The sequence below is a fragment of the Paenarthrobacter nitroguajacolicus genome, assembly GCF_051027655.1.
Lineage (GTDB): Bacteria > Actinomycetota > Actinomycetes > Actinomycetales > Micrococcaceae > Arthrobacter > Arthrobacter nitroguajacolicus.
The window spans coordinates 1,622,929-1,639,817 of sequence record NZ_CP073234.1; the positions used below are offsets into that span (position 1 = coordinate 1,622,929).

16 protein-coding genes are annotated in these 16,889 nt (G+C 62.3%); 8 read left to right on the top strand and 8 right to left on the bottom strand.

Features of this window, described 5'->3' with window-relative positions:
• Nucleotides 1-7 precede the first annotated feature (7 nt).
• Nucleotides 8-1,207: a sensor histidine kinase gene (locus KCX59_RS07865; RefSeq protein ID WP_091467619.1), complete on the bottom strand. Its 1,200-nt coding sequence runs from the start codon at nucleotides 1,205-1,207 to the stop codon at nucleotides 8-10.
• A 207-nt stretch (nucleotides 1,208-1,414) separates the two neighbouring features.
• Here KCX59_RS07865 and KCX59_RS07870 point away from each other — a divergent pair, with 207 nt between their 5' ends.
• Together KCX59_RS07870 and KCX59_RS07875 are read left to right on the top strand one after the other, a co-directional pair.
• Nucleotides 1,415-1,795 carry a DUF485 domain-containing protein gene (locus KCX59_RS07870; RefSeq protein ID WP_017199418.1) on the top strand — a complete coding sequence of 127 codons (381 nt, stop codon included), beginning with the start codon at nucleotides 1,415-1,417 and terminating at the stop codon, nucleotides 1,793-1,795.
• A complete protein-coding gene (locus KCX59_RS07875) occupies nucleotides 1,792-3,411 on the top strand; it encodes a solute symporter family protein (protein WP_179019050.1) in 1,620 nt (539 codons plus the stop codon). The genes KCX59_RS07870 and KCX59_RS07875 overlap by 4 nt, the downstream gene beginning before the upstream one ends.
• 87 nt (nucleotides 3,412-3,498) lie before the next feature.
• On the opposite strand, the gene KCX59_RS07880 is transcribed toward KCX59_RS07875, so the two are convergent.
• From KCX59_RS07880 to KCX59_RS07900, 5 genes are all read right to left on the bottom strand, one after another.
• Nucleotides 3,499-4,518 carry a PHP domain-containing protein gene (locus KCX59_RS07880; RefSeq protein ID WP_178996415.1) on the bottom strand — a complete coding sequence of 340 codons (1,020 nt, stop codon included), beginning with the start codon at nucleotides 4,516-4,518 and terminating at the stop codon, nucleotides 3,499-3,501.
• 73 nt (nucleotides 4,519-4,591) lie between these two features.
• Nucleotides 4,592-5,197, bottom strand: coding sequence for a hypothetical protein (locus tag KCX59_RS07885; RefSeq protein ID WP_179019048.1), 606 nt, complete (start codon nucleotides 5,195-5,197; stop codon nucleotides 4,592-4,594).
• Nucleotides 5,198-5,240: 43 nt separating this feature from the next.
• Nucleotides 5,241-5,648, bottom strand: coding sequence for a DUF4383 domain-containing protein (locus KCX59_RS07890; RefSeq protein ID WP_011774231.1), 408 nt, complete (start codon nucleotides 5,646-5,648; stop codon nucleotides 5,241-5,243).
• A gap of 129 nt (nucleotides 5,649-5,777) precedes the next feature.
• Nucleotides 5,778-6,572 carry a hypothetical protein gene (locus KCX59_RS07895; RefSeq protein WP_256871577.1) on the bottom strand — a complete coding sequence of 265 codons (795 nt, stop codon included), beginning with the start codon at nucleotides 6,570-6,572 and terminating at the stop codon, nucleotides 5,778-5,780.
• A gap of 54 nt (nucleotides 6,573-6,626) precedes the next feature.
• Complete coding sequence (locus tag KCX59_RS07900; RefSeq protein ID WP_091466379.1) at nucleotides 6,627-7,097, bottom strand: Lrp/AsnC family transcriptional regulator; 471 nt, start codon at nucleotides 7,095-7,097, stop codon at nucleotides 6,627-6,629.
• 195 nt (nucleotides 7,098-7,292) lie between these two features.
• Here KCX59_RS07900 and pdhA point away from each other — a divergent pair, with 195 nt between their 5' ends.
• Genes pdhA through KCX59_RS07915 form a run of 3 tightly spaced genes read left to right on the top strand, consistent with a single transcriptional unit; the run spans nucleotide 7,293 to nucleotide 10,893 of the window.
• Nucleotides 7,293-8,462: a pyruvate dehydrogenase (acetyl-transferring) E1 component subunit alpha gene (gene pdhA / locus KCX59_RS07905; protein ID WP_179019046.1), complete on the top strand. Its 1,170-nt coding sequence runs from the start codon at nucleotides 7,293-7,295 to the stop codon at nucleotides 8,460-8,462.
• Nucleotides 8,462-9,472, top strand: coding sequence for an alpha-ketoacid dehydrogenase subunit beta (locus tag KCX59_RS07910; protein ID WP_179019045.1), 1,011 nt, complete (start codon nucleotides 8,462-8,464; stop codon nucleotides 9,470-9,472). Before pdhA ends, KCX59_RS07910 begins: the two co-directional genes overlap by 1 nt.
• Nucleotides 9,469-10,893: a dihydrolipoamide acetyltransferase family protein gene (locus KCX59_RS07915; protein WP_179019043.1), complete on the top strand. Its 1,425-nt coding sequence runs from the start codon at nucleotides 9,469-9,471 to the stop codon at nucleotides 10,891-10,893. The genes KCX59_RS07910 and KCX59_RS07915 overlap by 4 nt, the downstream gene beginning before the upstream one ends.
• Nucleotides 10,894-10,987: 94 nt before the next feature.
• On the opposite strand, the gene KCX59_RS07920 is transcribed toward KCX59_RS07915, so the two are convergent.
• Nucleotides 10,988-11,860: an NAD-dependent epimerase/dehydratase family protein gene (locus KCX59_RS07920; protein WP_091466385.1), complete on the bottom strand. Its 873-nt coding sequence runs from the start codon at nucleotides 11,858-11,860 to the stop codon at nucleotides 10,988-10,990.
• Nucleotides 11,861-12,069: 209 nt separating this feature from the next.
• Between KCX59_RS07920 and KCX59_RS07925 the strand changes: the two genes are divergently transcribed.
• Together KCX59_RS07925 and KCX59_RS07930 are read left to right on the top strand one after the other, a co-directional pair.
• A complete protein-coding gene (locus KCX59_RS07925; protein WP_218649667.1) occupies nucleotides 12,070-12,669 on the top strand; it encodes a TetR/AcrR family transcriptional regulator in 600 nt (199 codons plus the stop codon).
• Complete coding sequence (locus KCX59_RS07930; RefSeq protein WP_179019041.1) at nucleotides 12,666-14,459, top strand: alpha/beta fold hydrolase; 1,794 nt, start codon at nucleotides 12,666-12,668, stop codon at nucleotides 14,457-14,459. Before KCX59_RS07925 ends, KCX59_RS07930 begins: the two co-directional genes overlap by 4 nt.
• 47 nt (nucleotides 14,460-14,506) lie before the next feature.
• On the opposite strand, the gene KCX59_RS07935 is transcribed toward KCX59_RS07930, so the two are convergent.
• Entirely contained in the window at nucleotides 14,507-15,139 is a 633-nt protein-coding gene (locus KCX59_RS07935; protein WP_091467621.1) for an SACE_7040 family transcriptional regulator, read from the bottom strand.
• Nucleotides 15,140-15,278: 139 nt separating this feature from the next.
• Between KCX59_RS07935 and KCX59_RS07940 the strand changes: the two genes are divergently transcribed.
• Nucleotides 15,279-16,889, top strand: coding sequence for a carboxyl transferase domain-containing protein (locus KCX59_RS07940; RefSeq protein ID WP_091466391.1), 1,611 nt, complete (start codon nucleotides 15,279-15,281; stop codon nucleotides 16,887-16,889).

The window sequence follows — 16,889 nt, forward strand, 5'->3', positions numbered from 1 at the left end:
ACCGGCCTCAGGCGTCGTGCCCGGGCTGCGATTTCGGCACCCGCATGGTGATCATGGTTCCTTCGCCCGGGGCCGTGTCGATGATGAGTCCGTGCTCGTCGCCATAGACCTGTCGCAGGCGGGCGTCCACATTGCGAAGTCCCACGTGGACCCCGTCCGTGTGCCCTGCGAGCACAGACCGCAGATGCTCCGGGTCCATGCCGACGCCGTCGTCCTCGATGGTCACTTCGGCAAACGCGCCGGAATCATTCGCGCAAATGGTGATGTGTCCGGGTCCTTCCTTGGCCTCCAAGCCGTGCCTGACGGCGTTTTCAACCAGCGGTTGGAGGCTAAGGAACGGGATGACTGTGCTGAGGACCTCCGGAGCGATCCGCAGGCTCACTTGGACCCGCTCGCCGAACCTTGCGCGCTCCAGCAAGAGGTAGCGATCAATGCAGCGGAGTTCCTCCGCCACAGTAGTGAAGTCGCCGTGGCGTCGGAACGAGTACCGGGTGAAATCGGCGAATTCCACCACGAGCTCCCTGGCCCGGGCCGGATCGGTGTTGATGAACGAGGCAATGGCATTCAACGAGTTGTAGATGAAGTGTGGGCTTATCTGGGCCCGCAGGGCACGGACCTCGGCTTCCATCAGGAGGGTGCGCGATGATTCCAGCTCCGCGAGCTCCAGCTGCGCGGCAATCCAATCGGCCACCTCGCTTGTTGCCCTCACCAAACCGGCCCCGGCCGCGGGAGCAAGTGCAGCCACAGAGCCGACAACCCTGGATCCAGCCCGGATCGGTGCGATGACAGCGCTGAAGTCGTGGTTGCCGTGATCCGGCTTAGCGGCTGAGGGGTACCCGACAGCTACTACCACCGTCCGGCCAGTAGTCAATACTTCCTCCGCGAGCCGCATCAGCGATGGCCGGAGTTCCTCGGCGGCACCGTCCCAGGCGAGCACGGCGTCGGTGTCCGTGATGGCCAGGGCATCGCAGCCCAGCAGCGCCCGTAATTGCTTGCTGGCCTTGGCTGCGCCGGCGGGGTGGAGACCAGCGCGAAGGTGTTGCCCTGCCCTGGAGGCTGCATGGAGTGTGTTGTAGGTTGCACGTTCGGCGTCCGTGCCAAGGTCGCGGAACGAGCGGATCACTTTGAGGCCAACGCCCACGACGACGGCGACTGCCAGCACGATCACGGCGATCGCGGCTGCGGTGAAAAGCGGGGAATCGGGCATAAGGCCAGCGTAGCCGGACGCACTGGCGGGTCCGCCCGCTTGCCCTGGTGCTCCCTCACGGCCACCGTTTGGCGCAACGTCGCAACCGTTGGGCGACGGCAGTGGACGATTCTCTGGAACAGGTGCCACAGAGCGTTCGATAGTGATTGCAGTCACATTGGCAATGCGTGTGGAGCTGATGTGGACACATCACAATCAGGAGGAACCATGGGTAATGAGGCCCAACCCCAGGACGCAACGGCGTCCGTGGACTTCCAGGAAGTCCAACAGACGGAACGGTTCAAGACACTGCGCAAGCGGCACCGCAGCTTTGTCTTTCCAATGGCAGTGGTATTCCTGCTCTGGTATTTCGCCTACGTTCTCTTGGCCGACTACGCAGTCGGCTTCATGTCCATCAAGGTTTGGGGAAACATCAACGTCGGCCTGATTCTCGGCCTGCTGCAGTTCGTCACCACCTTCGGCATCACGGCCTGGTACGTGAGCTACTCCAACAGGAAACTGGATCCCATCGCTGCTGAAATCCGCAACGAGATCGAGGGCCACGAATTCGATAAGGACGGCAATGTGATTAGCGGGGCAGCCAAATGAACACCATCGTCCCGGCAGCAGTCAACGTCGAAGCGCTGAAAGACACCACCCTGCTCAACATGGGCATCTTCGCCCTCTTCGTGGCGGTCACCATGGTGATCGTCTTCCGGGCAAGCCGGAACAACAAGACCGCGGCAGACTACTACGCTGCCGGCCGGTCCTTCACGGGCTCCCAAAACGGTACGGCCATCGCCGGGGACTACCTTTCGGCGGCATCATTCCTAGGTATCACCGGTGCCATTGCCATCAACGGCTACGACGGGTTCCTGTACTCCATCGGCTTCCTTGTTGCCTGGCTGGTTGCCCTGCTCCTGGTGGCTGAACTGCTCCGCAACACCGGCAAGTTCACCATGGCTGACGTCCTGTCCTTCCGCTTGCGCCAGCGCCCGGTCCGTATCGCGGCGGCGCTGTCCACCCTCGCCGTTTGCTTCTTCTACCTTCTCGCCCAGATGGCAGGTGCAGGCAGCTTGATTTCGCTCCTGCTGGGAATCAGCGACTGGGGTGGCCAAGCCTTGGTGATCATCGTCGTCGGTGCCTTGATGATCATGTACGTACTGATCGGCGGCATGAAGGGCACCACCTGGGTGCAGATCATCAAGGCCATCCTGCTGATTGCCGGTGCCGGAGTCATGACGGCTATGGTGCTTGCGATCTATGGCTTCAACCTGTCCAGCCTGCTGGGCTCCGCAGCCGAGGCCGCCAACAACCCGGCCATCCTGAACCCGGGCCTGCAGTATGGCAAGACCGAAACATCCAAGCTCGACTTCATGTCCCTTGGACTCGCCCTGGTTCTCGGAACCGCGGCCCTGCCACACGTCCTGATGCGCTTCTACACCGTCCCCACGGCAAAGGAAGCCCGGAAGTCCGTTGTCTGGGCGATCTGGCTGATCGGCCTGTTCTACCTGTTCACACTAGTGCTGGGCTACGGTGCTGCAGCCCTGGTGGGTGCAGAAACCATCAAATCCGCACCCGGCGGCGTCAACTCCGCCGCACCGCTGCTGGCCTTCCACCTGGGTGGGCCGTTGCTCCTGGGCTTCATTTCGGCGGTTGCCTTCGCCACCATCCTGGCAGTGGTGGCCGGCCTGACCATCACGGCGGCGGCATCCTTCGCCCATGACATTTACGCCAATGTCATTGCCAAGGGCAAAGCCGATGCCACTACCGAGGTGAAGGTGGCTCGGCGAACGGTACTGGTGATCGGCGTCCTGGCTATCCTCGGTGGCATCTTCGCCAACGGCCAGAATGTGGCCTTCCTGGTGGCTTTGGCCTTCGCAGTTGCAGCCTCGGCTAACCTGCCCACCATCGTCTACTCCCTGTTCTGGAAGAAGTTCACCACCCAGGGCGCGGTCTGGAGCATGTATGGCGGCCTGGCTGCGGCCATCCTGCTGATCACTTTCTCGCCTGTAGTTTCGGGTGCCAAGACCTCCATGATCCCGGGAGCAAACTTTGCCCTCTTCCCGCTGAGCAACCCGGGCATCGTATCCATCCCGCTGGCATTCTTCCTCGGCTGGCTGGGTACGGTCCTGGACAAGCGGCGCGAGGATCCGGCCAAGCAGGCGGAAATGGAGGTGCGCTCGCTGACCGGCGTCGGTGCTGAGAAAGCTGTAGACCACTAGCCCTGCCGGCACCGAGCCAAACAGGGCCAACGCAACAGAAGGCTCCTCCTGCAAACATCAGGAGGAGCCTTCTGCAGTCCAGATCAGTTACTTCTTCAGGCTCAGCCACTCCTTTAGCTGCTCCAGCGGCCACGTGGTGACAATCCGTTCCTTCGGCACGCCAAGGGCTTCCGCCCGCTCCGCACCGTACTGCAGGAAGTCGAGTTGGCCGGGGGCGTGGGCATCGCTGTCGATACTGAACAGGCAGCCGGCGTCGAGGGCCATTCTGATGAGGTTGTCCGGTGGATCCTGCCGCTCTGGCCGTGAGTTGATTTCAACAGCCACACCCCATTCCGCACACTCTTTAAACACTTTGGCCGCGTCGAACTCAGACTCAGGCCTGGTACCCCGCGATCCTTGGACAAGGCGGCCCGTGCAATGCCCCAGGACGTTGGTATGGGGATCACTGATGCCGCCCAGCATTCGAGTGGTCATGGTCTTCTTGTCTGACCGAAGTTTCGAGTGAACGCTAGCCACCACTACGTCCAGACGGTCCAGCATGTCCGGTGTCTGGTCCAAGGTTCCATCCTCAAGGATGTCCACCTCGATGCCCTTGAGCAATCGGAAGCCGTCCTGGGCAGCATTGATGCCTTCCACCACGCCCAGTTGTTTCTCAAGCCGTTCGACGCTGAGGCCATTGGCGATGGTGAGGTTGGGGGAGTGGTCCGTCAGGGCAAGATACTCCCGGCCGAGAGTGCGGGCTGCGGCAACCATGGTTTCGATCGGTGAGCCGCCATCGGACCAGTTGCTGTGGCTGTGAAGGTCGCCGCGCAAGGCGGCCCGCAGGGTGTCGCCGCCGGCGGCCAAGGATTCTGTTCCGCGTTCACGCAGATCGGCCAGATAGTCGGGGGTACGGTCCTCCATGGCCTGCGTGATGACTTCGGCACTCCGGCTTCCGACGCCTTTGAGGCTGGTTATCCGCCCGCTGCTGACAAGCGTCGCCAGATCTTCCGGCGCAAGCTGCCGGACAGCGTCGGCTGCCTTGCGGAAGGCTTGGACCTTGAACGTGGGAGCTTGGCTTCGTTCCAGCCAAAAGGAAATTTCGTCGAGCGCCTCGATGGGATCCATGGCTCCATGATCCACGAACCAGGCGCACCATCAACAGTGGGCAGTGTTAATGGTGCGCCGGTCCAGTCGCCGCCTAGTGGTGGCGACCCGGGTCCAGGGCGGGATTGGAGCCCTGGCCGTTGTTTCCGTCCGGCGACTGGCCGTGTTCGCCATGGGGGACGGCGTGCTGCCCGGCCATCGAGGCTGCCAGGCCGGGTGTTGCCACTGTTGCAACAACGACGGCGGCTCCGAACGCGGCTGCCAGAAGCCGCCCGGTCCTTGGCTGGCCGTGGGCGCCGCCGTCGTTGGTCTTGTGCTGCCGCCTCAACCAGCCCGCTCCGGCTAGCGCCATGAGCGTCAGGCCGAGGGCGGCGAGGTGGCTCACGTCAAGTGAGCGCTGGGTGGAGACGCCGGCCGCCATGACTGCGACGTGGGCCGCGGCAGCCACTGCCAGGGCTGGAACGGCATAGCGGGAGAAGACGAGTGAGTTGCGATGCAGCCCCCACAGAGACCAAGCCAGGAAGGCCAAGCCAGCCGTGAGGGTTGCCACCCCGGCAATGACCAAACCGGGCGTCACCGAGTTGATGCCGGTGAGATACCCGGCGGCAAGGGAAAGCTCGACCATCCCGGCCGCCATGGCAGCGAAGTACACGAACAGCAAGGTGGCTGCCTTCAACGTGGGGTGGTTTCTGCTTTCCATGGCTCCCGCCGTCCTTTCGCTCTTAGTGGCGTGTGGTGGGTGATCAGGCGCGGGCGGAAGCTACGGCGGCCTTGTCCTGGGACAGTGCGACACCCAACAGGACAACTGCGCTGGCAAGGTGCAGCACGTTGTCTGCTCCGTTGAGGGCGATGATGTTCAGTGAGGAACCCACCAGGAAGAGCCCGAGGATACCCACCAGAAGGTAGACGCCTCCTACAGCCGTATTCACGGATTTGGACAGCGTGACGCTGTTCATGCCGGCATAGAGAAGGGCAGCGCCGATGGCCAGGTGGATGATGTTGTGAAGCGGGTTCACAGCGAAAATGATCAAGTTGGCGCCCTCGGTGGCGAAGAAGCCGATTCCCGAGGTGACAAAGAATCCGAGCACGCCTACCAAGAGGTAAACGGCTCCGAAGATGGTGGCGATCAAGCGATTGGGCGAAGTACGCATTGGTCCGAACCTTCCGGTGATGGCCGGAAATCCCGGCCGTCCTGCTGAGCCCCGGGTGGGGCTCTCAGGAAGTGATTCGGACCATTCGCGCAGATGGATGGGTGGTGGGAAGGATTATTTTCCTGTCACTTAGGGGCGGAGTCGGATGCTGCTCATCTTCAGCTCGTTGGTGCCCTCGAAGATGTATTGAAGATCGATGGTTTTGCCGTCGCATTGGAGCTTGCCGGCAAGGTCCGCCTTGTTGTTTCCGTTCTCCGAGTTCACGTTCACGGAGTTGTAGTTTGGTTTGCATGAGCTGTCCAGCTCCAGGCTGGCAATGCCATCAACGAACGATTGTTTGTCCAGTTCATCCTTCAACGGCTGGCTCAGGTAGTTGTCGTAGGCCTGCTCCGTTTGGCCTGACACCACCAGATTAGTGAATTCATCGGCCAGGGATCTTGCCTTGGAGGTTGCGTTGCCCACCACGTTGACGAGCACCAGTATGCCCACGACGGCCAGCACAACAACTCCCGCCACAACGCTGAGGACGATCCACAGCAATTTCCGGCTCTTTTTCGGTGGCTGCTGGCCGTATTGCCCAGGGGAATATTGCCCTGGCGGGTACTGGCCGGGCTGGTATTGGCGCGGCTGGTACTGGCCCGGCGGGTATGGGTTTTGGGGCTGGCCCGGCACGCCGTATTGCGGGTTGCCTTGGGGGGAAGCGGGCGACGGCGGCTGTTGCCACTGCGGGGAGCCGCCACTCTGCGGGTGGTACCCGGGTCCCGGCGGAACCGGCGGCGGGTTATACCCGGGTTGGTGATCCGGCTGGCTGGGTTCTTGCGGATTGCTCACGGTAGTGCCCCTTTCGGCAGCCTTCGGCAGCGCCACCACCTGGCCGGGAACCTCTGGACGGTCCCCGATGCGTCCTCTTGCATCAAATCGCATGTCCGCTTCCATGGGCAAGAGCGCGCCAGGAATAACTGCAGGTAGAAAGGGAATTCAGGCCTTCGTGCGCCGCCCCAGCAATGGTTGCACCCGATAGGGGATCATCTCGCGCATGGCCAGTGCCGTATCCGTCCGCTCCACGCCGTCGCAGCCGAGGATCTTCCCGTTGATCCGGTACAGGTCTTCCGCATCCAGGGCCACAACCCGCAGCAACAGGTCCGCGGAGCCCGTCAGGCCGAAACCTTCCAGGATCTCCGGAATGTCCGCGAGGTCCTGGGCAAGTGAGGCCAATTTCTGCTGTTGCACATGGACCGTAATGAACGCCGTCAACGGATAGCCGAGGGCCACCGGATTGATTCGCCGCTCGAATGATAGGAACGCGTGTTTCTTCTCGAGCTGGGCCATGCGGGCCTGCACTGTATTGCGGGACAAACCCAACTTTTGCGCCAGTGCCACCACCGTCCCGCGGGGGTCCTTGGCCATGGCGGAAAGGAGCCGGGTGTCAGTGCCATCCAAGGGTTGCATAATGCGCAAGATTAGCACGGAGCCCAAGTCCAAAACAGGGCAGAATGCTCAATTTCAACAAGGGTAGTTGTACCCGATGCGCGTTGTGAGTAGGGTCACAATTAACTCCGGCGAAGGTGCCGGAGGGCCGGTCTGCGACAGGATCACAAGTCCCGCCAGCGCCGACGAAAACGAGCCGGAAGGTTGCGATCACCTGTGTTAACGGATCAGGCGGGCAAGGGAGTGCACCATGACGCTCCACGCCCAGGACATAGTGCACAAAATCCCTTGAGGACCGGCGGCGACATGCTCCAGTTGGTGTCGCCGGACGGCGAACGCATCAGCCACCCGGAATTTGATATCTGGGTCAAGGACATCAGCGATGAACAACTGTGCTCCTTGTATGAGGATATGACGGTTATTCGCCGTATTGATGCGGAAGCTACGGCATTGCAGCGCCAAGGCGAGTTGGCATTGTGGCCCCCGTTGCTGGGGCAGGAAGCAGCCCAGATCGGTTCAAGCCGCTCCCTGCGGGACGACGACTTCGTTTTCCCGAGCTACCGGGAAAGCGGCGTGGCCTATGTGCGTGGCGCCCACCTCTCCGAGATCGCCCGCGTATGGCGAGGCAACGCCTCCTATGGCTGGGATCCCCTGCGCATCAATCTGGCGACGCCCCAGATCATCATTGGTTCCCAGAGCCTGCACGCCACCGGCTATGCCATGGGCGTCCAGTTGGATGGTGCCAACACTGCAGTCCTTGCCTACTTTGGCGATGGTGCCACGAGTGAAGGCGACGTGAACGAGGCCATGGTGTTCGCCGCGAGCTACCAGGCTCCCGTGGTGTTCTTCTGCCAGAACAACCATTGGGCAATATCCGAGCCCGTGCGCGTGCAGTCCCACGTTCAGTTGGCTGACAGGCCCACCGGATTCGGTATCCCGAGCATGCGGGTTGATGGAAATGATGTCCTGGCTGTCATGGCTGCGACTCGTGTTGCCTTGGACCGTGCGCGCAAGGGCGGCGGACCTACCTTCATTGAGGCGGTCACTTACCGCATGGGTCCGCACACCACTGCTGATGACCCTACCCGGTACCGTGACCCCAACGAGCTGGAGGATTGGGCCGCCAAGGACCCGATCCTGAGGCTGCGCAAACTGCTTGAGGCCAAGGGCCTGCTGACTGAGGACGTTGAAACCCAGGTGAAGGCAAAGGCTGACGCCGTGGCCGCGGAATTTCGGTCCAGCTGCATCGACATGCCGGACCCGCAGCCGTTGGACGTTTTCAACCACGTCTACAGCACCCCCAATTCCTGGATTGAACGCCAGAAGGACCACTACTCGCGCTACCTGAACAGTTTCAACCAGCCAGTCGAGGAAGGTGCACTCTGATGTCCAAGCTCACTTTTGCCCGGGCCATCAATGCCGGCCTACGGAAGTCCCTCGAGAACGATCCCAAAGTAGTCCTCATGGGAGAAGACATCGGTTCGCTCGGTGGCGTTTTCCGCGTCACGGATGGGCTGCAGAAGGATTTCGGGAAGCACAGGGTGATCGATTCGCCGCTGGCTGAGTCCGGCATTATCGGCACCGCAGTTGGCTTGGCCTACCGTGGCTACCGGCCGGTTTGCGAGATCCAGTTCGATGGTTTCATCTACCCGGCGTTCGACCAGATCGTCAGCCAGGTAGCCAAGATGCACTACCGGACCCAAGGGCGCGTCAAGATGCCCATCACTATCCGTGTTCCGTTCGGTGGTGGCATTGGATCGCCGGAGCACCATTCCGAATCACCCGAGGCGTACTTCACCCACACCTCCGGCCTCCGGGTTGTAGCTGTGTCGAATCCGCAGGATGCCTACACCATGATCCAGCAGGCCATCGCGTCCGATGATCCCGTCCTCTACTTCGAGCCCAAGCGGCGTTACCACGACAAGGGTGACGTGGACGAGACCATTGACCTTTCCACTGCGCTTCCTTTGGACAAGGCTGCCGTGGTGAGCCCCGGTTCCGATGTCACGCTGGTTGCCTACGGTCCACTTGTCAAAACGGCCAAGGACGCTGCCATGGCAGCGGCGGATGAAGGCATTTCCGTGGAAGTCATCGATCTTCGCTCCCTGGCCCCTGTGGACTACCCCGTCGTCGAAGCTTCTGTCCGCAAGACCGGTCGGATGGTCATCACCCACGAGGCCGGCCAATCCGGTGGGCTCGGCGCCGAAATCGCTGCAAGCATCACCGAACGCTGCTTCCATTACCTGGAGTCGGCTCCCGTCCGCATCACCGGATTCGACGTTCCGTACCCATACTCGAAGCTCGAAATGCACCACTTGCCGGACTTGGACAGAATTCTCGACGGCGTGGACCGCGCCCTGGGCCGCCGCAACTCCCTGAGTGGACTGGAAGGATGACCGCCACCATGATCAAGGAATTCAGGCTGCCGGACCTGGGCGAGGGCCTGACCGAATCGGAAATCCTGAGCTGGAAAGTGGCGGTGGGGGATACCGTTACGCTGAACCAGGTCATCGCCGAGGTCGAAACCGCCAAGGCCGTCGTCGAGTTGCCCTCGCCCTTCGCAGGCGTGGTGGCTGAACTTCATGAGCAGCCCGGCACCGTGGTGGAGGTTGGCAAGCCGATCGTTTCTTTCGAGGTTGACGACGCCGGGTCCTCCAACGGGGGCGGCGCACCCGTTGCTGTTAAAGAGTCTGCCGGGACGGGGTCCGCGGGTGACCGTGCCGCCGTCGAGACATCTGCCAATGGTGCCGCCGCTCCCGCCGATGGGGTGGGGAGCCCGGCGAAACGTGAGCCGAACCTGGTAGGTTACGGCGCCGTCGTCGAACATTCCGGTCGCCCGACACGGCGTGCCCGCGTACAGGTGCAAAACGTGAAGGCCGCAGCGCCGGAGGCGCCCGCGACCGCCGATCCCGTGGTGCCACGTCAGGCGGAGGCCGAAAACTCCGAGCGACCGCGCTCCACCCCGCCGGTCCGGAAGCTCGCCCGTGACCTGGGGGTCGACCTGGAGCTCGTTCCCGGGACCGGGCCGGGCGGGCTCATTACCCGCGAGGATGTTCAGAACTATTCCGGTACACCGGAAGCTCCAGCTGAGGCTCGAGGTTCTGCTGCACAGGGTGAGCGGGAAACCCGAACGCCCATTAAGGGTGTTCGCAAGTTCACGGCCGCAGCCATGGTGCAGAGCGCGTTCACTGCCCCGCATGTGACGGAGTTCCTCACGGTGGACGTCACGGCAACCATGGAATTGCTGGCCAGGCTCAAGGGCAATAAGGCATTCGAAGGCTACAAGCTGACGCCCCTGACCATTGCGGCCAAGGCGGTTCTGGTGGCGTTGCGGAACAACCCATCGTTGAATTCGCGGTGGGATGAGGCCAACCAGGAGATTGTCCAGTTCAGTTACGTGAACCTGGGCATCGCGGCCGCAACACCCCGGGGCCTGACGGTCCCGAACATCAAGGACGCGGACCGCTTGACGCTTCGTGAGCTCTCCACGGCTTTGACTGAGCTGACCGATACGGCGCGGGCAGGTAAGACGTCGCCGTCGGAGTTGTCTGGCGGCACCATCTCCATCACCAACATCGGCGTGTTTGGCATCGACGCCGGCACTCCCATCCTGAACCCGGGCGAGGCCGCGATTGTGGCCCTTGGCGCTGTGAGGAAGGCGCCGTGGGTTGTTAACGATGAACTCGCGGTTCGGCAGGTTATGTCGCTCAGCCTGTCCTTCGACCACCGCTTGGTGGATGGGGAACAGGGTTCACGATTCCTTGCGGACCTCGGCTCAATCCTGGCCGACCCTGCCATAGTCATGACCATGATCTGACGCGTCCGAAGCTGCGCCGGCCCATCCCTTTACGAGTGCTTGCAGGAAACTGCAGCTAAGGGGTGGGCCGGCGCGCGTCGGCCGCTGGGCGGCGTCAGTCTTCGGTTGGCGTGGTGCGGTTGGAGTGGACGTTGCGCCAGCTGTGCTCCGGCTCAAATCCCAACAGCCTGCGGGCTTTGTCGATGGACAGCATGGTTTCGTGCTCACCCAGTTCCTTGAGGACCTCGACGCCGGGGAAGACTTCGGCTGCCAATTCGGCGCTGCTTCGACTCATCACGGTATCGGCCGCGGCAATGATGAAGGTCTCGAAGCCCGGTTCCCCGTGCTCCAGGGACCGCACCACGGCAAGGGCGCCGTCCCGGGCGTCGATGTAGCCCCAGAGGTTCCATTTCCGGAGCGTTGCGTCGGAGTCGAAGGCCGGGAAAGCGTCATAATCCTCGGGGTCCATGACGTTGGAGAATCGCAGTGCCGTGATGCTCAGTTCCGGATCCCACCGCGTCAGTTGGATGGCCATCTGCTCCTCGAGGTGTTTAACCAGCGAGTAGGTGCTTTCCGGTCGAGCCGCGTACTCCTCATCTACGGGAATGTAGGGAGGCTCGATGTCGAAGGGGAGTCCCAGCACGGTCTCGCTGGAGGCGTAGACCACCTTCTTGATGCCCGCCCTTCGTGCCGCTTGGAACACGTTGTAGGTGGACACCATGTTGTTCTCAAAGATCGCAGCGTCCGGGGCCAGTCCCGGCGCTGGTATGGCCGCCAAGTGGACTATCGCGTCCAAGCCGTCGTGTTGGTCATCCAGGCCCAGGACGACGTCCAGGACCTGTCCGTAGTTGCGGAGGTCCACGTTGACGTAACCCCGGCCGCGCGTGCCTGCGCGGTCCATGTTGAGCACCTCGTGGCCGTCCTGCGTAAGACGTCGGACCACGCTCCTGCCCAGTTTTCCGCTTCCGCCGGTGACTGCAATCCTCATGGGGCGCTCCTCGATAGTGGCTGGTACCTAAGCCTGTTGCTTTGTAGATTCAACACGGGTTCGAGTTTCAGCCTAGGCGGCACGGCGGCGGAAAACAGCCTGTCAGACTGGCCCTGGGAGTCCTAGGTACGCCGGACCGACCCACTGCCGGCTTGTGCGCAGGGCAGTCAGCGGTTTGCAAAATATATAGACCGGTCTATTATTTGTTTATGGCAATAAAAGGGAACCTGACAAAAGCACGGCTCACGGAGTCCATGCTCCAGCTCATCCAGACCAGTGGCTACAGCGGCACGGGGCTGAATGCTGTGATCGAACACGCCGGAGCACCGAAGGGATCGGTCTACTTCCACTTCCCCGATGGAAAGGAGGGTCTGGGCGTCGCAGCGGTCGAGCTCGCCGCGAAGCAGTTCGAAGCACTCATTGCAGAGGCCGCAGTTTCCGCGGGGAGTGCGGCTGAGGCTGCCCGCACCGCGATTGAGGTCTTAGCCGCCATCGTCAGTGAGAGTAACTTCCGGCTTGGTTGCCCGGTCTCCGTCGTCACCCTGGAGATGGGCGCGGAAAGCGAGCGGCTGAGGAAGGCGTGTGCCGCTGCCTTCGAGTCTTGGATCGCTCCGACGTCCGCGCTCCTCGAGGCCGGCGGTCTTGACGCCGGGGAGGCCCGGTCCTTGGCAACCGTTGTTGTATCGACGATCGAGGGGGCGGTGATCGTCTCTCGCGCCATGCAAAGCACACAACCCCTGTTTTCGGCCGCTGACGTCGTGGCGGCGCTCATCAACCAGCGATGCAACACCGTTGGCGGGACGCGATGACACCGCACGAAGACTCCCGCCACGCCCTGGTCTTCGGGGCTTCGGGAATGGTCGGCCGGCACCTTGTCCTGTCCCTTGCTGAAGCTGGCGCTAACGTCACGGCGGCAGTTCGTACCCCAGAGTCCGGAGCGCGGGTCGAGCGATGGGCCAGGGAGCATGGTTTGGTGGGGAGCATCAGCACGACGATCGTCGACTTCGATGCTCCAGAGATCATCGAGGGCGGTCCCTCGGCATTCCCGTTCATCACCGAGATCCATAACTGCGCCGGGTTGTATCGGTTCGGAATGACCGCGCAGGAGGCACGCAATGCGAACGTCGGCATCGTCGAGAAGCTCATTGACTTTGCCGGAGAACTCCCCAATCTGCAGCGTGTCGTCCACGTCTCAGGCTACCGCGTCGGCGGGCAGGACCCTGCGACCGTTCCATGGTCAGAGGACCATCGCACCGCGGTCTATGAGGAACTTGGAGCCTATGAAGCCTCAAAGGTGGAATCCGACGCCATCTTTCAAGCCCGGGCGCTGGAGCGGGGAGTCCCCTGGACCATCGTCAATCCGGCCAGTGTGATCGGGGATAGCGTGACCGGTGAGTCCGATCAACTCATCGGGCTGGCCACCACCATTGGGCAGATCTGGGACGGCACCATGGCCGCACTGCCTGGAAACCAAGAGACGTTCCTCCCGGTCGTCACGGTCGACTATCTGGCGGCCTTCATGACTGCAGCGGCGGTCGATCCGGTTGCTGACGGCAAGGCCTATTGGATTCTCGACGACGCCACCCCGCCGCTTGCAGATCTGCTCGCGCACGTTGGCCGTCATCTCGGTGTCAAGGTCCCGCGGGTAAGAATGCCGATCGGTGTCATCAAGCGGCTCCCGCAGCGGATCACCAAGGCAGATCCCGAGACGCTGACGTTCATGTCCGCTGACCGCTATCCGACAGATTCAGCCATCGAGTTCGCCGCCAGGCACAGGATCCCGATGCCGGATGTGCTGGTGTCGCTGGAGCGGTGGGCCGACCACCTGGCTGCGCATCGGTTTGGCGCCGTCACGGCTGACGGTCGCCGATTCGCCGACGTTGGCGGTCTAAGGACATTTGAGCTCGGCGTAGCCAGGTCCAGCAGGGTGGTCTTTCCCGGCTTACCGGTCAACGCAGATACGTGGGCCGAAGTGGCGTCGGGCATCGGCGCCCGGGTTGTAGACCTGCCCGGACTCGGCCTCAGTGGTGGAACAGGCGTTCAGGACTGGGAAAAGTGGCTGCCTGCTGTGTTGGGTGGGGAACCTGCTGACCTCATTGGCCACTCGATCGGCGCGGCTGCGGCGGTAGTCGCGGCTGACCGGCTCCCGGGGCAGGTCAAGTCCCTCACACTGATAGCACCGTTCTTTCTCCAGGTCCCGATGGGTGGCCCAGCCAGGCTGCGGCCGCTCGTGTCCACCTACTTGCGACACGTCAACCCGGCGCGGCTGTCACACCAACTGACCGGATCAGGAGGGAGCGCGGCTGCGCTGGAGTCCAGTCTCGGTGACCTCAAGCGAAGCAGCGCCAAGACGGTATCCGAGCACCTCGCCCTTGCGGGATCGAAGCCGTGGCGTACCGACCTCCGGGAAGCGCTGGGGCGATTCACCGGCACGGTCCGCATCGTCACTGGAAGCGATGACCCCCTGGCCCCGGGTGTGGTTGAGCAGCTCAAGTCACATCCGAATGTTCAGCTGATCTCGGTGCCGGGTGCCGGGCACCATCCGCAACTGACGCATGGTGATGATCTCGTCACGCTCATCAAGGGATCGCTCGAGTGAACAGGGCGCCCCGCACCGTGCCAGAATCCGCCAACGAGGCGTGTCGATCACGCTGAAGTGAGAGCCGCCAAGGCCATCTGCTCCAGGATGGGCCTGGCGGACTTCACTGCGATCTTCCTGCCGTGGTGGCGCACCGAGTGGGGTGTGGAGTTGATCAAACCAAAGGCTGCGTGTGCACGGACACGGAGGCCGGGGACGTCTGCGTCCGTGTGAATGCGGGCCAAGACGTCTACCCACGTTTCGACGTAACTGCGCTGGAGGGATCTGACTTCTGCCTGGTCGGCGTCGCTGAGACTTCCGAAGTCCCGGTCCTGGACACGGATGACGTCAGGATTGCTGAGGGCGAAATCGACCTGGAACTGGATGAGTCCCTTCAGCGCGGTCCGGGGATCTTCGGACTCCGACACCACCCGCAATCCACCGTCCAGCAAGTCACGGCTGACGCTGAGTAGTAACTCTCCGAGGACCGCTTGCTTGCCGGGAAAGTGCCGGTAAACGGCGGGGCCACTGACGCCTGCTGCTGCTCCGAGGTCCTCGAGCGACACGCGGGTAAAACCGTTCTCCGCAAAGAGTCCGGCAGCAGCGGACAACAAGGCCAATCTGCGGAGCTCCTTCGCCTGGCCGCGTTGCGTGGCGGCGGCGCGGGTGCCGTTGATGCTTGCTTCCTGACCTGCGGTCACATCTTCCTCCTTGCGCCAGTCCGGCCCAGCGCTTGCCGGACCGCCTGTGCTGGACATCACAGTTAATAAAGACTAACCTAAATTTCAGTTACGTGGCACTAACCGAAATGGCCTGCGGCCGGGAATGGAACAGGGGTCAATGGAGACAATTGCCAGTCTGACGGGAGCCGCCAGTGGCACCTTTGAGACCAACCAGCAAGCACAACTGGCCTTGGTGGAGGAACTGAGGGAGCGCCTGGCGACGGCGGCCCTTGGCGGCCCTGCCAAGTCCCGGGAGCGGCACATCGCCCGCGGGAAACTGCTGCCGCGGGAACGCATTGACCACTTGCTCGATGACGGCAGCCCCTTCCTTGAGATCGCACCCTTGGCTGCGAATGGCATGTACAACGACGATTCCCCGGGCGCCGGGGTTATTGCAGGCATTGGTCTGGTCCATGGCCGCCACGTTCTGGTGATCTCCAATGACGCCACGGTCAAAGGCGGCACTTACTATCCCATGACCGTGAAGAAACACCTCCGGGCCCAAGAGATTGCCTTGGAAAACAAGCTTCCGTGCATCTACCTCGTGGATTCCGGGGGAGCTTTCCTGCCCAAGCAGGACGAAGTCTTCCCGGACAAGGAGCACTTTGGCCGGATCTTCTATAACCAAGCCAAAATGTCCGCCGCCAAGATCCCGCAGATCGCCTCCGTCATGGGGTCGTGCACGGCCGGCGGTGCCTATGTACCCGCCATGAGTGATGAGACCGTCATAGTCCGGAACCAGGGCACCATCTTCCTGGGCGGTCCGCCCCTGGTTAAGGCAGCGATTGGTGAGATCGTCACAGCAGAGGAACTGGGCGGCGGCGACGTCCATTCAAGGATTTCCGGGGTCACGGACCACCTGGCCGAGAATGACCAACATGCCTTGGAGATCGTTCGGGACATCGTGGCGACGTTGCCGAAGCCGGCGCAGCCGGCCTGGGACGTGTCCGACGTCGTCCTGCCGCCCGTCGTCGATCCTTCAGAGATCTACGGTGTGGTTCCCACGGACGTCAACGCCCAATACGACGTCAGGGAAGTCATCGCAAGGCTGGTTGATGGATCCGAATTCCACGAGTTCAAGAAGAACTACGGCACAACCCTGGTGACCGGATTCGCGCACCTGCACGGCCATCCCGTGGGTATCGTGGCCAACAACGGCGTCCTCTTCAGCGAATCGTCCCTGAAGGGCGCACACTTCATTGAACTCTGCGATCAGCGCGGCATACCGCTGATCTTCCTGCAGAACCTCTCCGGCTTCATGGTGGGCAAGGACTACGAGCAAGGCGGCATCGCCAAGAACGGCGCCAAAATGGTCACAGCAGTGGCTACTGCCCGTGTGCCCAAGCTGACGGTGGTCATCGGTGGTTCCTTCGGCGCTGGTAACTACTCCATGTGCGGTCGGGCATACTCGCCGCGGTTCCTGTGGATGTGGCCCGCGGCCCGCATCTCGGTGATGGGTGGAAACCAGGCCTCCAGCGTCCTGGCCACCGTCAAGAGGGATCAATATGAGGCGGCGGGCCAGGAATGGTCCGCGGAGGACGAAGAAGCCTTCAAAGCTCCCATCAAGCAACAGTATGAGGACCAAGGAAGCCCCTATTACTCCACCGCAAGACTGTGGGACGACGGCATTATCGATCCTGCTGACACACGGCGCGTCCTGGGAATGGCCTTGGACGTCGTCTCACGCCAACAACTGCCCGAGACCTCCTTCGGTCTCTTCAGGATGTGA

What these genes read in the sequence shown, in the direction of transcription:
- KCX59_RS07865 (WP_091467619.1), bottom strand. Translation starts at nt 1,207, where the DNA reads ATGCCCGATTCCCCGCTTTTCACCGCAGCCGCGATCGCCGTGATCGTG.
- KCX59_RS07870 (WP_017199418.1), top strand. Translation starts at nt 1,415, where the DNA reads ATGGGTAATGAGGCCCAACCCCAGGACGCAACGGCGTCCGTGGACTTC.
- KCX59_RS07875 (WP_179019050.1), top strand. Translation starts at nt 1,792, where the DNA reads ATGAACACCATCGTCCCGGCAGCAGTCAACGTCGAAGCGCTGAAAGAC.
- KCX59_RS07880 (WP_178996415.1), bottom strand. Translation starts at nt 4,518, where the DNA reads ATGGATCCCATCGAGGCGCTCGACGAAATTTCCTTTTGGCTGGAACGA.
- KCX59_RS07885 (WP_179019048.1), bottom strand. Translation starts at nt 5,197, where the DNA reads ATGGAAAGCAGAAACCACCCCACGTTGAAGGCAGCCACCTTGCTGTTC.
- KCX59_RS07890 (WP_011774231.1), bottom strand. Translation starts at nt 5,648, where the DNA reads ATGCGTACTTCGCCCAATCGCTTGATCGCCACCATCTTCGGAGCCGTT.
- KCX59_RS07895 (WP_256871577.1), bottom strand. Translation starts at nt 6,572, where the DNA reads ATGCGATTTGATGCAAGAGGACGCATCGGGGACCGTCCAGAGGTTCCC.
- KCX59_RS07900 (WP_091466379.1), bottom strand. Translation starts at nt 7,097, where the DNA reads ATGCAACCCTTGGATGGCACTGACACCCGGCTCCTTTCCGCCATGGCC.
- KCX59_RS07910 (WP_179019045.1), top strand. Translation starts at nt 8,462, where the DNA reads ATGTCCAAGCTCACTTTTGCCCGGGCCATCAATGCCGGCCTACGGAAG.
- KCX59_RS07915 (WP_179019043.1), top strand. Translation starts at nt 9,469, where the DNA reads ATGACCGCCACCATGATCAAGGAATTCAGGCTGCCGGACCTGGGCGAG.
- KCX59_RS07920 (WP_091466385.1), bottom strand. Translation starts at nt 11,860, where the DNA reads ATGAGGATTGCAGTCACCGGCGGAAGCGGAAAACTGGGCAGGAGCGTG.
- KCX59_RS07925 (WP_218649667.1), top strand. Translation starts at nt 12,070, where the DNA reads ATGGCAATAAAAGGGAACCTGACAAAAGCACGGCTCACGGAGTCCATG.
- KCX59_RS07930 (WP_179019041.1), top strand. Translation starts at nt 12,666, where the DNA reads ATGACACCGCACGAAGACTCCCGCCACGCCCTGGTCTTCGGGGCTTCG.
- KCX59_RS07940 (WP_091466391.1), top strand. Translation starts at nt 15,279, where the DNA reads ATGGAGACAATTGCCAGTCTGACGGGAGCCGCCAGTGGCACCTTTGAG.